Annotated in this window: 12 protein-coding genes; 8 read left to right on the forward strand and 4 right to left on the reverse strand. The window is 65.5% G+C overall.

The annotated features are described in order from the left end of the window. Positions 1-364: 364 nt before the first annotated feature. The 4 genes from ACOHX0_RS14340 (at position 365) to ACOHX0_RS14355 (ending at position 2,726) form a co-directional block, all read left to right on the forward strand. Positions 365-814, forward strand: coding sequence for a DUF2852 domain-containing protein (locus tag ACOHX0_RS14340; RefSeq protein WP_420677622.1), 450 nt, complete (start codon positions 365-367; stop codon positions 812-814). A 113-nt stretch (positions 815-927) separates the two neighbouring features. After that, positions 928-1,422: an RDD family protein gene (locus ACOHX0_RS14345; RefSeq protein ID WP_420677623.1), complete on the forward strand. Its 495-nt coding sequence runs from the start codon at positions 928-930 to the stop codon at positions 1,420-1,422. Between the two features lie 96 nt (positions 1,423-1,518). Further along, a complete protein-coding gene (locus tag ACOHX0_RS14350) occupies positions 1,519-2,343 on the forward strand; it encodes an arginyltransferase (protein WP_420677624.1) in 825 nt (274 codons plus the stop codon). Beyond that, positions 2,343-2,726, forward strand: a complete 384-nt coding sequence (locus ACOHX0_RS14355) for a VOC family protein (RefSeq protein ID WP_420677626.1) — start codon at positions 2,343-2,345, stop codon at positions 2,724-2,726. Before ACOHX0_RS14350 ends, ACOHX0_RS14355 begins: the two co-directional genes overlap by 1 nt. 167 nt (positions 2,727-2,893) lie before the next feature. Here ACOHX0_RS14355 and ACOHX0_RS14360 read toward each other — a convergent pair whose 3' ends face one another. From ACOHX0_RS14360 to ACOHX0_RS14370, 3 genes are all read right to left on the reverse strand, one after another. Then, positions 2,894-5,248 carry a TRAP transporter large permease gene (locus tag ACOHX0_RS14360; protein ID WP_420677628.1) on the reverse strand — a complete coding sequence of 785 codons (2,355 nt, stop codon included), beginning with the start codon at positions 5,246-5,248 and terminating at the stop codon, positions 2,894-2,896. A gap of 16 nt (positions 5,249-5,264) precedes the next feature. Further along, positions 5,265-6,191 carry a TRAP transporter small permease subunit gene (locus ACOHX0_RS14365; protein ID WP_420677630.1) on the reverse strand — a complete coding sequence of 309 codons (927 nt, stop codon included), beginning with the start codon at positions 6,189-6,191 and terminating at the stop codon, positions 5,265-5,267. A 124-nt stretch (positions 6,192-6,315) separates the two neighbouring features. After that, positions 6,316-7,398, reverse strand: a complete 1,083-nt coding sequence (locus ACOHX0_RS14370; protein ID WP_420677631.1) for a TRAP transporter substrate-binding protein — start codon at positions 7,396-7,398, stop codon at positions 6,316-6,318. A gap of 291 nt (positions 7,399-7,689) precedes the next feature. Here ACOHX0_RS14370 and ACOHX0_RS14375 point away from each other — a divergent pair, with 291 nt between their 5' ends. Both ACOHX0_RS14375 and ACOHX0_RS14380 read left to right on the forward strand, forming a co-directional pair. Beyond that, positions 7,690-9,117: a cache domain-containing protein gene (locus ACOHX0_RS14375; RefSeq protein ID WP_420677632.1), complete on the forward strand. Its 1,428-nt coding sequence runs from the start codon at positions 7,690-7,692 to the stop codon at positions 9,115-9,117. A 19-nt stretch (positions 9,118-9,136) separates the two neighbouring features. Beyond that, a complete protein-coding gene (locus ACOHX0_RS14380) occupies positions 9,137-9,778 on the forward strand; it encodes a response regulator transcription factor (RefSeq protein ID WP_420677633.1) in 642 nt (213 codons plus the stop codon). Positions 9,779-9,937: 159 nt separating this feature from the next. Here ACOHX0_RS14380 and ACOHX0_RS14385 read toward each other — a convergent pair whose 3' ends face one another. Next, positions 9,938-10,795 (reverse strand): HalD/BesD family halogenase, encoded by an 858-nt coding sequence (locus ACOHX0_RS14385; protein ID WP_420677634.1) that lies wholly within the window; start codon positions 10,793-10,795, stop codon positions 9,938-9,940. Positions 10,796-11,200: 405 nt separating this feature from the next. On the opposite strand from ACOHX0_RS14385, the gene ACOHX0_RS14390 reads away from it, so the two are divergent. Together ACOHX0_RS14390 and ilvN are read left to right on the forward strand one after the other, a co-directional pair. Beyond that, entirely contained in the window at positions 11,201-12,952 is a 1,752-nt protein-coding gene (locus tag ACOHX0_RS14390) for an acetolactate synthase 3 large subunit (RefSeq protein ID WP_420677636.1), read from the forward strand. Between the two features lie 86 nt (positions 12,953-13,038). Continuing rightward, positions 13,039-13,602 (forward strand): acetolactate synthase small subunit, encoded by a 564-nt coding sequence (ilvN, locus tag ACOHX0_RS14395; protein WP_420677637.1) that lies wholly within the window; start codon positions 13,039-13,041, stop codon positions 13,600-13,602. Positions 13,603-14,062: the final 460 nt, after the last annotated feature.

Genomic DNA, 14,062 nt, shown 5'->3' on the forward strand with positions numbered 1-14,062 from the left:
GTTCCACTGCGCGGGGCATTTTTGCATTGTTGACGAGTGATCTTAGGTATCTTGGATGCCCGGGGAAAGGTGTGCCGCTGTGTCCGCCGCCCCCGGGCAGTCCCTTGCTCCGACGGTCAGCCTCCGGAGCTTTCAGGCACCGGACAACGGGATGCGGCCGCACGAGACCCAGCCGCGCGCGCTGACTGTTTTCTGGGTCCGGCCCCCTCCCCGCCCCCCGACATCAGATAAAATCAGGCCTTTCCAGTGCGATGCCACCCAAATGTAAAAAACATTCACATTCACCCTTGAAGCGGGCGCCCGCGCTTCCGATATGCTATCATGTGAAAAGGATTTACATTCACGCGCAACCTGGAGACCCCTGATGACGAGTTACACCCAACCCGCCCCGCAGCTTTCCGCCCAGGGCTGGTTTTCCCGCAGCGAAGCCTGGCTGGACAGCAAGGGTAAAGGCGCCTGGATCGCCGTTATGGTGCTGGGCTTTGTGTTCTTCTGGCCCGTCGGCCTCGCCCTTCTGTTCTACATGATCTGGAGCAAGCGCATGTTCAGCAAATCCGCCTGCCGCCGCACCAGCTGGATGTCTTCGGGGTATTCGGCAATGAAATCCTCCGGCAACCACGCCTTTGACGCCTACAAGGCCGACACGCTGCGCCGGCTGGAGCGGGAGCAGCATGACTTCGAAGCCTTCCTGCAACGCCTGCGCGAGGCCAAGGACAAGGCCGAGTTCGACCAGTTCATGGACGAGCGCGCCCGTCACGCCGATCACGCCGATGAGGACGGCGAAGAGGATCCGCGCGGCGATGACCGCCGCTGAGCGTTGCCGGACCCGGCAGATGACGATGCCGCCACGCCCCCGTCGGGCGGGGCGGCGCCTGCGATCGGGCCGCGCTGCCGGCCCTCCCCTTTCCCCGCCTGAAAAGGACCGCCATGCGTGACCACTCCCCCCTGCCCCGTTCCGCGTTCCGCCCGGATCCCGCCGGCCCTGGCCTGCCCGATCCCTTCGAGCGGCCCGAGGCCTATAGCGGCGTCACCGCCAAGCGGCTCCTGGCCTGGATCGTGGACAGTATCGTGATCCTCTGCCTCAGCGCCGTGACGGTGGTGCTCACTGCCTTCACCGGGCTTCTGATCTGGCCGATGCTTTATCTTGCGGTGGGGCTGGCCTACCGGACGCTGACCATTGCTGCGGGCTCGGCCACCTGGGGCATGCGGGCAGCCGGGATCGAGCTGCGCACCGCCGCCGGCACGCCGCTGAACGCGGGCGAGGCGGCGCTGCACACCGCGGGCTATTCGCTCTCGATGGCATTTGCGCCGCTGCAGGTGATCTCGGTGGTGCTGATGCTGACCGGCGCCCGCGGCCAGGGGCTGAGCGACCTGGCGCTCGGCACCGCGATGCTGAACCGCCGGGCGCTGGCAGCCGATTAAACCATTTTCAACAACGCCCCTTGGCGCATTGCGGGGGCGTTGCTATCATATTTGCAACTGCCTGTCCCCGCCGCCACGAAAGCTGCCGTTTCCCCGATGCGCCACACCCTTCCGATTGCCCCGCAATTCTACGTGACGGCGCCGCAGCCCTGCCCCTACCTGGATGGCCGCATGGAACGCAAACTGTTCACCGCGCTGCAGGGCGACGGGGTGGAGCAGCTCAACAACAGCCTCAGCCAGCAGGGCTTCCGGCGCTCGCAGAACGTGCTCTACCGGCCATCCTGCTCGGAGTGCTCGGCCTGCCTGTCGGCGCGCATCGACGTGGCCGCCTTCGGTCCCAGCCGCAGCCAGAAGCGCACTCTGCGGCGCAACCGCCACCTGTTGCGCCGGGCCACCTCGCCCTGGGCGACGGAAGATCAGTTCACCCTGTTCCGCCGCTATCTGGACAGCCGCCACGCCGATGGCGGCATGGCCGACATGGATGTCTTCGAATATGCCGCGATGGTGGAAGAGACCCCGGTGCGCAGCCGGGTGGTGGAATATTCCGAACCCGGCACCAATACGCTCGCCGCGGTCTCGCTCACCGATGTGCTGGAGGACGGGCTGAGCATGGTCTATTCCTTTTACGCCCCGGACCAGCCGCAGAATTCGCTGGGCACCTACATGATCCTCGACCATATCGAGATCGCGCGGGAGGCCGGGCTGCCCTATGTCTACCTCGGCTACTGGGTGCCGGGCAGCGCCAAGATGGGCTACAAGGCGAAGTTCTCAGGCCTGCAGATCTACCACGAGAGCCAGTGGAAGGTGATGACCGACCCCGCCGCCTACGCCGAGGCGGACCACCCGCTCTCTACCGATCCGATCGCCGAACAGGTCGCCAACATCCAGCTGCCGGAGCAGCCGGTGCACCGGAACCGCTGATGCAATATCTTCACGCCGTGAGCCTCGTCGTGACCGACTACGATGCGGCGATATCCTTCTACTGCGGCCAGCTCGGCTGGCAGCTGGCCGCAGACGTGGACTTGGGCAGCAAGCGCTGGGTGCGCATCCTGCCGCCGGGGGCGGAGCACGGCAGCCTGATCCTCGCCCGCGCCGAAGGCCCTGCCCAGAAGGCCGTCATCGGCAACCAGTTCGGCGGCCGCGTCGGGCTGTTCCTCGCCAGCGATGACTTCGCCCGCGACCATGCGGCGATGCAGGCGCAGGGCGTCATCTTCGAAGAAGAGCCGCGCCGCGAGCCCTATGGCACCGTCGCCGTCTGGCGCGACCCCTTCGGCAACCGCTGGGACCTGATCCAGTTCACCTGACCGCCGCCGCCCGCGCTTCCTCCTGCCACTTTCTGACCTCGAAAACCCCGGGGTGAATGCGCCCGCGGGGCGCAGAGGGGCAGCGCCCTTGCCCGGCTCTCAGGGCATCAGAAAAAGCGAAGAAGGGCCCCGCAGGGCCCCTCTCATCTCTCTCCCGCGCGCGCCGGTCAGCTCGGGATCAGCGCCGGCACGATGGTCACGATGGCCGGGAACAGCCACAGGATGCCAAGCCCCACCACCTGGATCACCACGAAGGGCAGGATACCGCGGTAGATATGGCCGGTGGTCACCTCCTTCGGCGCGACCCCGCGCAGGTAGAACAGCGCAAAGCCGAAAGGCGGGGTCAGGAACGACGTCTGCAGGTTCACCGCCACCATGATGGTCACCCATTTCGGATCGAAAGACCCGCCATAGATCACCGGGCCCACGATCGGGATCACGATGTAGATGATCTCCAGGAAGTCCAGCACGAAGCCCAGGAAGAACAGCACCAGCATCACGATCAGGAAGACCGTCATCTCGTTGTCGAAGCTCTTCAGGAACTGCTGGATGTAGTGTTCGCCGCCAAAGGAGATCACCACCAGGTTCAGAAGCTGCGAGCCGATCAGGATGGTGAACACCATCGAGGTCACCTTGGCGGTCTCCCGCACCACCGGCGTCAGCACCCCGGCCTTGAACAGCACCCAGCAGCCGAACAGCAGCCCGAACAGCGCAAAGAGATAGGCGCCATAGGCCACGATGAAGGCAATCCAGCTCTCGGCGCTCACGCCGCCCTGGTTCACCCGCAGGTCGAAGTTGACCCCGACCAGGATGCAGAGCGCCACCGCGAAGGTCGACCAGATGATGATCTTGCCCGACCGGCCCTGGTCCTGCAGCTTGCGGTAGGCGGCCAGCATGATGGCGCCGCCCGCTCCCAGCGCCGCGGCGGGCGTCGGGTTGGTGATGCCGCCCAGGATCGAGCCCAGCACCGCGACAATCAGAACCAGCGGCGGGAAGACCACCCGGATCAGATCATTGCCGGCGCAGCGCCTGGCGGCTTCCTTGCAGCCGTAAAGCGCCAGCAGAAGCGGCAGCGCGATCCACAGCACCGTCGCCCCGGGCGAGGTGGTGGGCGCGATGGCCACCAGGTCCGCCAGCGCGATCAGCAGCACCCCGATGGCGCCGAGGATCAGCGGCTTGGCATCGCGCGAGGGCGCAACGCCGCGGCCGAAGGCCAGCACCAGCCCCGCCATCACCATCAGCACGGTGAGACCGGTGCCGATCGGGGCGGCATTTGCGATCTTCGCTGCGCGCGCGGCTTCCAGCTCCTCCGGGCTCAGCCGCTGGGCCTCGCTGACGCCGCCTGCGGCGCGGATCGCTTTCTGCTCTTCAACCGCAGCGTCCCAGGCTGTCTGGCCGTGCAGTTCGATCATCGACGCCTTGCAATCGGCGCCTACATTGGTGCGCAGCGAGGCTGTCTGGCCAGCGTCGGAAAAGGCCGAGACGGTGATGTTCTGGCTGCCGATCAGGTTGACGCTTCCCAGGAGCATCGCGCCGCCGATCAGGGCTGCCGGAACCGCGAGGAACCAGGTCAGCCCTTCGCTGCGGGTGATGACCGTGCCGGTGCCGGTTTCCAGGTTCACCGCCGGGGCTTTTTCCGGGTTCAGCAGCGCATAGCCAAAGGCATAGCCCGCATAGAGCAGCGCCAGCAGGATGCCCGGCAGCAGGGCCGCCTGGAACAGGGTGCCGACCGAGACCACCGCAGGCTCGCCCAGGTAGGTGAGCGCGTCGGAACAGCCGGCCTCCTGCGCGCGGGCTTCCTGGGCGGTGGAGTAGAGATCGCCCGCCAGGGTGCCCAGGAGAACGATCACGATGGAAGGCGGGATGATCTGCCCCAGCGTGCCGGAGGCCGCGATCACGCCGGTGGCGAGCTCGGGCGAGTAGTTGTTGCGCAGCATGGTGGGCAGGGCGAGGAGGCCCATGGTCACCACGGTGGCGCCGACGATGCCGGTGGAGGCAGCCAGGAAGGCGCCCACGACCACGATCGACACGGCGAGGCCGCCCGGCAGCGGGCCAAAGACCCGGGCCATAGTGGTCAGGAGGTCATTGGCGATCTTGGAACGCTCCAGCGTGATGCCCATCAGCACGAACATCAGCACCGCCAGCAGCGTCTCGATCGACGCGCCCGCCAGAACCCGCTCGTTCATCCGGTTCACGATGAAGGACACGTTGCGGTCCATCGCCACTTCCCAGCCCTGCGGGAACACCGGCTCGGCGATGCGCGGCAGTTCCGGGTATCGGAACACCGAGACCGCGTCCGGCTTCACCCCGCTGGCGACAAGATCGCGGTAGAGCTGGGACGAGGTGTCGATGGCCTGGTGCACCAGGATGCCCGCACTGTCGAGCGCGGCGATGATCCCGAAGGAGATGACCCCGGCACCGCCGATGGCGAAGGCCACCGGAAAGCCGGAAAGGATGCCCCCGAAGAGGCAGAAAAACACGATGATCAGGCCGATTTCGACGCCATCTAGTCCAAATAGCATAACTGCTGCCTCTTACTTAATGCGTGCCTTCGTAGGCTTCTTCACCCTCTCCAAGGCTGTCCTTGTCGAGGTATTTGTCTTCGCTTTCCGGGCCTTCCGAGAACTCCAGGAAGGAGCGGTAGAAGAAGGCGATCGCATGCAGGAACACCATGGCGGCAAACAGGACCAGCAGGATCTTGAACAGGAAATAGGCGTTGAAACCGTTCGGGCTGAAGCCGATGGTCTCCACGTTCCAGCGCAGGGCACGGGATTTCATCACCAGCCGGTCCAGCGTGTCCGAAGCCGAGGGTTTCGGCACGATCAGGTGCCGCCACAAGAAATACCAGCCGTACATCCACGTGAGCACCGCCGCGGGCATCATGAAGATCAGCGAGCCGAACATGTCGACCACCCGCTTGGCGCGGAAGCTGATGCCGGAATAGATCAGGTCGACGCGCACATGGCCGCTTTGCACGAAAGTGTAGGTGACGCAGAGGCAGACCACCAAAGCATTGTAAAGCTTCAGCTCCTCGGCGAACCAGCTGATGTCCTGGCTGAACGGGATGCCGAAGCCGAAGCTCATGTCCGGGCGGGCGAAGACCCGCTGCATGAAGACAATGACGATCTGCTGGATCACCATCAGAAGGCCGGCCCAGGCAAAGAAGCGCCCGGTGGTGTTGGCAAAGGCCTCCAGCCCGCGCACCACCGCCCACATCAGCGGCCGGAAATAGATCCCGGCGGCCGTCAGCAGCAGGAAGGCGGTGAAGATGACGAAGAAGAACTCGACCGAGCCGCCGTAATAGACAAAGCGCATGATCGAGGCCTTGTCCGACCAGTCGAGCCAGAGCTGCGGATGGGTGACGGCGTAGCCGAAGTTGTAAAAGGCGCCGGCCAGGTTCTGGATCAGCCACACGAGGCCGCCCCAGATGGCGCCAAAGAAGGAGATGCCAGTCTCTTCCTGCATGTTTCCCCCGGAAGATTGCTGCTGCGGGCTGGGCGCGCGGAGGGCGCCGGCCGTCCCGTCTTATGCAACTGCAAAGGGACCCCCCGCGCCAGGCGGGGGATCCGATGAAGGCGGTGCGGTCCGGTTAGCCCAGAACGCGGTCGCGTTGTGCGGTGTAGACGCCGGAGGACAGGTTCTGCCAGGCCGAGGAGGACTTCATCGACTTCATGGCGCTGTCGTGGATCTTCTTGTAAAGCTCGTCGCCGAGGTTCTCGTCGTGGACTTCCTTGCTCGCCTTGCCGAAGGCATCCCAGACGGAATCGGGGAATTCCATGACCTTGACGCCGCCGGCCTGCAGGCGCTGCAGCGCGTCGCCGTTGTTGGTCAGGAACTGGGCCAGGTTCCACTGGTGGCACTCGGCCGAGGCGATCTCAATGATTTTCTGATGCGCGGGCGACAGGCTCTCATAGACTTCGCGGTTGGTCGCCACCGACAGGCCCGCACCCGGCTCGTGGAAGCCCGCGGTGTAGTAGGTCTTGGTGATTTCCTGGAAGCCCGCCTTCTCGTCCGCCCAGGGGCCGATCCACTCGGTGCCGTCGATGGCGCCGGAGGACAGCGCCTGGTAGACTTCGGAGCCGGGAATGTTCTGCACCGAGGCGCCCAGCTTGCCCAGCGCCTTGCCGCCCAGGCCCGGCATCCGGAACTTCAGGCCGTTGAAATCTTCCGGTGCGTTGATTTCCTTGGAGAACCAGCCGCCTGCCTGGGCGCCGGTGTTGCCGCCGAGGAAGGATTTCAGCCCGAAGATCTGGCCCAGCTCGTCGTGCAGCTCGTGGCCGCCGGCGTGGTAGTACCAGTTGGTCAGCTCCTGCGCGGTCATGCCGAAGGGCACCGCGGTGAAGAACGCATAGCCCGGGTGCTGGCCGACGAAATAATAGTCGGCGCCGTGGTACATGTCGGCCTGGCCGGAAGTGACGGCGTCGAAGACCTCGAAGGCGCCGACCAGCTCGCCGGCGGCTTTCAGGTCGACGGTCAGGTCGCCGCCGGACATGGCGGTGATGTTGTCGGCAACGCGCTGTGCGGAATCATGCACGCCCGCCAGGCCGCGGCCCCAGGTGGTCACCATGGTCAGGGTGCGCTTGCCCTGGGCATAGGCCGGCGCGGCCAGGCCGGTGGCGGCAGCGGCAGTGCCGCCCAGTGCGGACGTTTTCAAAAAAGAACGGCGATCCATCAAATGTTCCTCCCATTTTATACGGATGCCCGCGGCAGGCGCGGGCGGATCGGTTCGGGTGCGGCAAGCCTACCGCCGGGGAAATTAATGTGAATACCAAGTACTACGTAGACGAGCGCGTTTTTCATGTTCTCCACAAGCATGAGACACAACCAAGGATTGAAAGACGCCGGTTTCCGGGGTGTTTCAGGGACGGCGGCGGGGGCGCTGCCTGCGCGGCTCTTTGATTCTGCCGCAGATTTGCGTAACGATTCGCCCCGATTCCGGCCCGGCTCGCGGAGACCCGCCAAGATGCGCCTGCTCAGCTTCCTTCTGCGCCCCAACTACGCGCAGAAACTTTCGCTTCTGACGACCTTGCCGCTCCTGGTGGCGGGGCTCGCGATTGCGCTGGTTGTGGGCTACCAGTCGCGCGCCTTGGCCGAGCGCGAGATCCAGGCGCTGGAGCGGCAGCTGATCCGCACCAAGAAGGACGAGCTGCGCAACTATGTGACCCAGGCGCGGAACGCCTTTGGCCATATCTACGGGCTTGCCAGCCCCGACGATGCCGAGGCCAAGGAACAGGTCACCCAGATGCTGAGCGCGATGATCTACGGCAAGGATGGTTTCTTTTTCGTCTACGATTATGCCGGCACCAACCTGGTGAGCCCGCGGCAAACCGAGTTCATTAACCGCAACTGGACGGGGCTCACCGACAGCCGCGGCGTGCCGGTGGTGGACGAGTTCATCCGCCTCGCCCGCGAGGGCGCGGGCTGGCACAGTTTCACCTGGCAGAAGCCCTCCACCGGCGAGGAGGCGCAGATGATCGCCTATGTAGTGGGCTTGCAGGACTGGCAATGGGCTGTGGGCACGGGCGTGTTCATCGACGATGTGCTGGCCTCGGTCGCGGCTTCGCGGGCGGATGTGGAGGCGCGGGTGCGGCGCACGTTCCTCTACATCGGGGCGATCACACTGGTGTCGCTGATCCTGGTCTTTGCCTCGGGAATGCTGCTCAACATCCGCGAGCGGCGGCTGGCCGATGCCAAGCTGAAGGAGCTCACGCAGCGGGTGTTCGATGCCCAGGAGGAAGAGCGCGGCCGGGTGGCGCGGGAGCTGCACGACGGCATCAGCCAGCTGCTGGTCGGAGTGCGCTATGCGCTGGACAACGCCCGGCGCAGGCTGGGCCGCGGCGACAGCGCGGGTGCGGAGGCGCCGCTTGGCAAGGGCATCACCAGCCTGCTCACCGCCATTTCCGAAGTCCGCCGGATCAGCCGCGACCTGCGGCCCGGGGTGCTCGACGACCTCGGCCTCGGCCCGGCGCTGAAGGCGCTGACGGATGACTTTGCTGCCCGCACCGGCATCGAAACCGAGTTTTCTACCGTGGTGTTCCGAAACCGGCTCGACCAGGACGCCAAGATCGCGCTCTACCGGATCGCGCAGGAGGCGCTCACCAACATCGAGCGCCACGCCGACGCCAGCAAGGTCAGCATCAGTCTGCGCGGCCACACCAGGGGCGCCACCATGCGCATCACCGACAACGGCTGCGGCCTGCCGTCCGCGGACATGCGCGGCGGCACCGGCATCGGCTTGCGCAACATGCAGGAGCGGATGGAGCAGCTTGACGGCACCTTGCGCATTCTGTCATCACGTGGCGGCCAAAGCGGCACAGTGATCGAGGCGGGGCTGCCGCTCAGCCATCTGCTGCCGCCCGGCGATGAAGCCACGCCCGCGCGGCTGCCATGACGCCAGAGGGGACTCCCGCATGCAACCGGTGAAAGTTCTGATCGTGGACGACCACCCGATGGTGGCCGAGGGCATCCAGTCGATCCTGGAAAGCTATGACGACATCGCCGTGGTCGGTTGTCTCACCGATGGCCGCGAGGCGGTGGCGCAGGCGGGCAAGCTGGCGCCGGACGTGATCCTGATGGATCTCAACATGCCGCAGCTTGGCGGGCTCAGCGCCACCGAGATGATCCTGGAGCAGACCCCCGGCGTGCGCATCCTGATCCTGACGATGCACGACAGCGCCGAGTACATCTCCACTGCGCTCAGCCATGGCGCCATGGGCTATGTGCTGAAGGATGTGCCCACCGAAGAGATCAAGCAGGCCATCGACGCGGTAATGCAGGGAGAAACTTATCTCTGCACCGGCGCGGCCGGCTCGCTGAAACCCAAGGAAGGCGGTGCCCGCGAGGCACTGACCGGGCGCGAGCAGACCATCCTGCTGGAGCTGGCGCAGGGCAAATCGAACAAGGAAGTGGCGCTGGCGCTCGACATTTCCGTGCGCACGGTGGAGACCCACCGCAAGAACATCAAACGCAAGCTGGGCATCTCCTCCACTGCCGGGCTGACCCGCTATGCGCTGGAACACGGCGTGCTGCAGGGGACCGGCGCGGGGCTTTAGGGCCCCCGGCGCGGGCTGGGCACTTCCAAGACGCATAGCACGGTTCAATCTGGCACGGATCTTTCCGGCACCGGCCCGTCTTAGGGCTAACGCGGTCAAGGCGCCCTCTCCGTGACAACGCGCCAAGACCGCATCCGCTCAGTCGCGCAGCGCATCCGCTCAGTCGCGCAACGCATCCGCCCGCACCCGGCTGGCGGCCCGGTGGCAGGGCAGCACCCGGCCATAGAGCTGCCGGGTGCGCTCCTCGCCGCCGCACATGCCTTCGGCCTCGACAAAAGAGAAGATGCCGACGTAGCGCCGCCGCGCGCCCTCCACCGGAGTCACGCGGTGCAGCGAATAGCGGCCGCGGAAGATCTGCAAATCGCCCGGCTGCAGCACCAGCTTGCGCACCAGGGGCGAGCTGCCGGCCAGTACCTGGGCCACGCCTCCATAGTTCTCATCCGCGGCCGAGCGCAGCATCGGGGCGTATTCGAAGTCGCCGCCCGCCTCGCCGTTCTGGATCGCCAGCGTCACCGTGTAATTGTTGGTATCGAAATGCCAGGGAAAGCCGCCGCCTTCCTCCACCATGTTGATGATCACATCGGCGAGCGGATCGCTATAGCGGAAGAACCGCTCCTCCGGTTCGCCGAGCGCGGTGCGGATGAAGGGCATGAAGGAGGGGGCCTCGTAGATCTGCCGCAGCGGGCTGTCCGGGCCGAAGCTGTCGGCCGGAATGAAGGCGTTCGAGCGGCCGTGGAACTGGCGCGCCGGGTGATCCGGCGGCAGCCGCGGGTCATCCTGGCTGAAATAGGGGTTGGCGCGGCTGAAGGACCGGTGCGCCCGCTCCGCCACCGCCTCGGCTTCCTCCGCGAGCCGCGCCACGCCCCCGGCGTGCACGAAGCCCGGCAGCACTGCGCAGCCGCTGGCGCCCAGGTCGCGCTGCAGATCCGCGATCAGCTGCGCATAGGCGCGCGAGCCTGGCCGGTCCAGTGGGTAGCGCCCGACATCGACCAGCGCGGAGAGGTTATCCTCAGTCATGCAATATCCTTTCCCGTGAAAACACCCACGGGTTGAGCCTGCCTGCGGTCCCGGCGGGTTTCTGGCACAAACGGGACACCCGTCTGCCGGTTTTGGCATTTTTTTGCCGCTGCACAGGCCGCGGCCTTCGCGGAAATGTCCCGGCCGACCCGCTTGACGCAAGAAAATGTCCCCAGAGGGTGTTTTTTTGACAGGTTTGCCGGTTGACGCCCCTGCCCCCCGCGCCTAATGTCCGCTGCAACGCAACGAGGAGCCTGTGGCCGTGACCACCCTAGTCGTAATCGTAGGAACCAAGCGCATGGGCCGGTAACGGTTAACCATACTCGAACCCATGCGCCTCCGACCTGACATCGGGGGCTTTTTTTATGCGTAACGGACGATGCCGCCAATTGGAGCAGAAAGCAGATGACACGTGAAATGACCGGCGCGAAGATGGTTGTTCAGGCCCTGAAGGATCAGGGCGTGGACGTGGTGTTCGGGTATCCCGGCGGCGCCGTACTGCCGATCTATGACGAGATCTTTCAGCAGAACGACATCAAACACGTCCTGGTCCGCCACGAACAGGGCGCGGTGCATGCTGCCGAGGGCTATGCCCGCTCCACCGGCAAGCCGGGCGTGGTGCTGGTTACTTCCGGCCCCGGGGCGACCAATGCGGTCACCGGCCTGACTGACGCGCTCCTGGATTCGATCCCGATCGTGGTGCTGACCGGCCAGGTGCCGACCTTCATGATCGGCTCGGACGCCTTCCAGGAAGCCGATACCGTCGGCATCACGCGCCCCTGCACCAAGCACAACTGGCTGGTGAAGGACACCGACACGCTGGCCCCCACCCTGCATGAGGCCTTCCACGTCGCGATGGCCGGCCGCCCCGGTCCGGTGCTGGTCGACATCCCAAAGGACGTGCAGTTTGCCACCGGCGCTTACCAGGGCCCGAAACCCGCGGCCTCGCACTACCAGCCGCCGCTGAAAGGCGACATGGAGGCGATCACCGAGCTGGTGGAGGCGATCGAGACCGCCAAGCGGCCGGTGTTCTATACTGGCGGCGGCGTGATCAACTCCGGCCCCGCCGCAAGCCAGTTGCTGCGCGAGCTGGTCGGTGCCACCGGCATCCCCGTCACCTCCACCCTGATGGGGCTCGGCGCCTACCCGGCTTCGGGGGAGAACTGGCTGGGCATGCTGGGGATGCACGGGCTCTATGAGGCCAATATGGCGATGCACGGCTGCGATCTGATGATCAACATCGGCGCCCGCTTCGACGACCGCATCACCGGCCGCATCGACGCCTTCAGCCCGCGTTCGAAAAAGGCGCATATCGACATCGACCCCTCCTCGATCAACAAGGTGATCCGGGTCGATATTCCAATCGTCGGCGACGTCGGCCATGTGCTGGAGGACCTCCTGAAGGTCTGGAAGGCGCGCGGCCGCAAGGTGAACCGCGAAGCACTCGCCAAGTGGCAAAAACAGATCGCCGAATGGCGCGCGGTCAACTGCCTGTCGTTCAAGAACTCAGGGACCACGATCAAGCCGCAGCACGCGCTGCAGCGGCTGGAAGCGCTGACCAAGGACCGCGACCGCTACATCACCACCGAGGTCGGCCAGCACCAGATGTGGGCGGCGCAGTATCTCGGGTTTGAGGATCCGAACCGCTGGATGACCTCCGGAGGCCTCGGCACCATGGGCTATGGCTTCCCGGCGTCGATCGGGGCGCAGATGGCACATCCGGACGCGCTGGTGATCAACGTGGCAGGCGAAGCGTCCTGGCTGATGAACATGCAGGAGATGGGCACCGCGGTGCAGTTCCGCCTGCCGGTCAAGCAGTTCATCCTCAACAACGAGCGCCTCGGGATGGTGCGCCAGTGGCAGGAGCTGCTGCACGGCGAGCGCTACAGCCACAGCTGGTCCGAGGCGCTGCCCGACTTCGTCAAGCTGGCCGAGGCCTTCGGCGCCAAGGGTATCTGCGTGAGCGACCCCAAGGACCTGGACGATGCGATCATGGAGATGATCGAATATGACGGGCCGGTGATCTTCGACTGCCTGGTGGAGAAGCACGAGAACTGCTTCCCGATGATCCCATCCGGCAAAGCGCACAACGAGATGCTGCTGGGCGAGGCCGAGACGCAGGGCGTCATCCAGGCTGGCGGCGCGGTGCTGGTGTAACGCAGCAACGCCGCAAATTTCTTCGAAGAAATTTGCCAAGAATTTTCGAAAATTCTTGGCAGCGAGAGACGAGAGAAAGGCACAACATGTCTGCCCTGCACATCAAAAAAGGCTCAACCCGCCATTCCGCTTACAACCTGCGTCCGACGTTTTCGGACGTGCAGGAGCGCCACACCATCGCGGTGCTGGTGGAGAATGAACCCGGTGTGCTGGCCCGGGTGATCGGCCTGTTTTCCGGCCGCGGCTACAATATCGAAAGCCTCACCGTGGCGGAGGTCGACCACACCGGGCACCTCAGCCGGATCACCGTGGTCACCACCGGCACGCCGCAGGTGATCGAGCAGATCAAGGCGCAGCTGGGGCGCATCGTCTCGGTGCGCGACGTGCACGACCTCACCGTCGAAGGCGTCGCGGTGGAACGGGAGCTGGCAATCCTGAAAGTGGCGGGAGAGGGCGACAAGCGGGTCGAGGCGCTGCGGCTGGCGGATATCTTCCGCGCCAATGTGGTCGACAGCACGCTGAACAGCTTTGTCTTCGAGATTACCGGCGCGCCCGACAAGATCGACGCCTTTGCCGAGCTGATGCGGCCTCTTGGCCTGACCGAGATCGCCCGCACCGGGGTGGCGGCGCTGCTGCGCGGCAACGGCTAGGCAGGACAGGGGCGCTTCCCTGCTGCCTCCCGCGTCCCTTGTTGAAACAAAAGCCGCGCATCAGCGCGGCTTTCTTGCGTTGGGGCGGTGCAGGCGGCAGGTGCGCAGGCCCGCTGCCGACAGCGTTAGCCGCCGCGTCGCCGGACGCTCAGGGGCGGCCTTGCCTCAAGCGCTGGGGGGCAGAGGATGCGGCTCCGCTGCTGCGCGGTCCGGGAAAGGGGATCACCGCGCCGGAGGCTGCGGGCGGCTGGGAGATGCCCAATTCCGCCCGGCCGGGAGCCGCAGGCTCAGCGCCGGCGTCAGCGGCCGCGGTCAACTGGTCCGCAATCTCCGGGCTGGCAGGATCCGCCAGCACCACCGGATTTTCCGCGAGCCGGAGATTTCCCCGCAAAACCAAATCGAATTCAACCCAGTCCCCGGCGCTGAGCGGCGCTTGTCCGAATTGCCTTTCCCGTCTGAA

The organism is Cribrihabitans pelagius (assembly GCF_048820915.1).
In the GTDB taxonomy this organism is placed as follows: domain Bacteria; phylum Pseudomonadota; class Alphaproteobacteria; order Rhodobacterales; family Rhodobacteraceae; genus Cribrihabitans_A; species Cribrihabitans_A pelagius.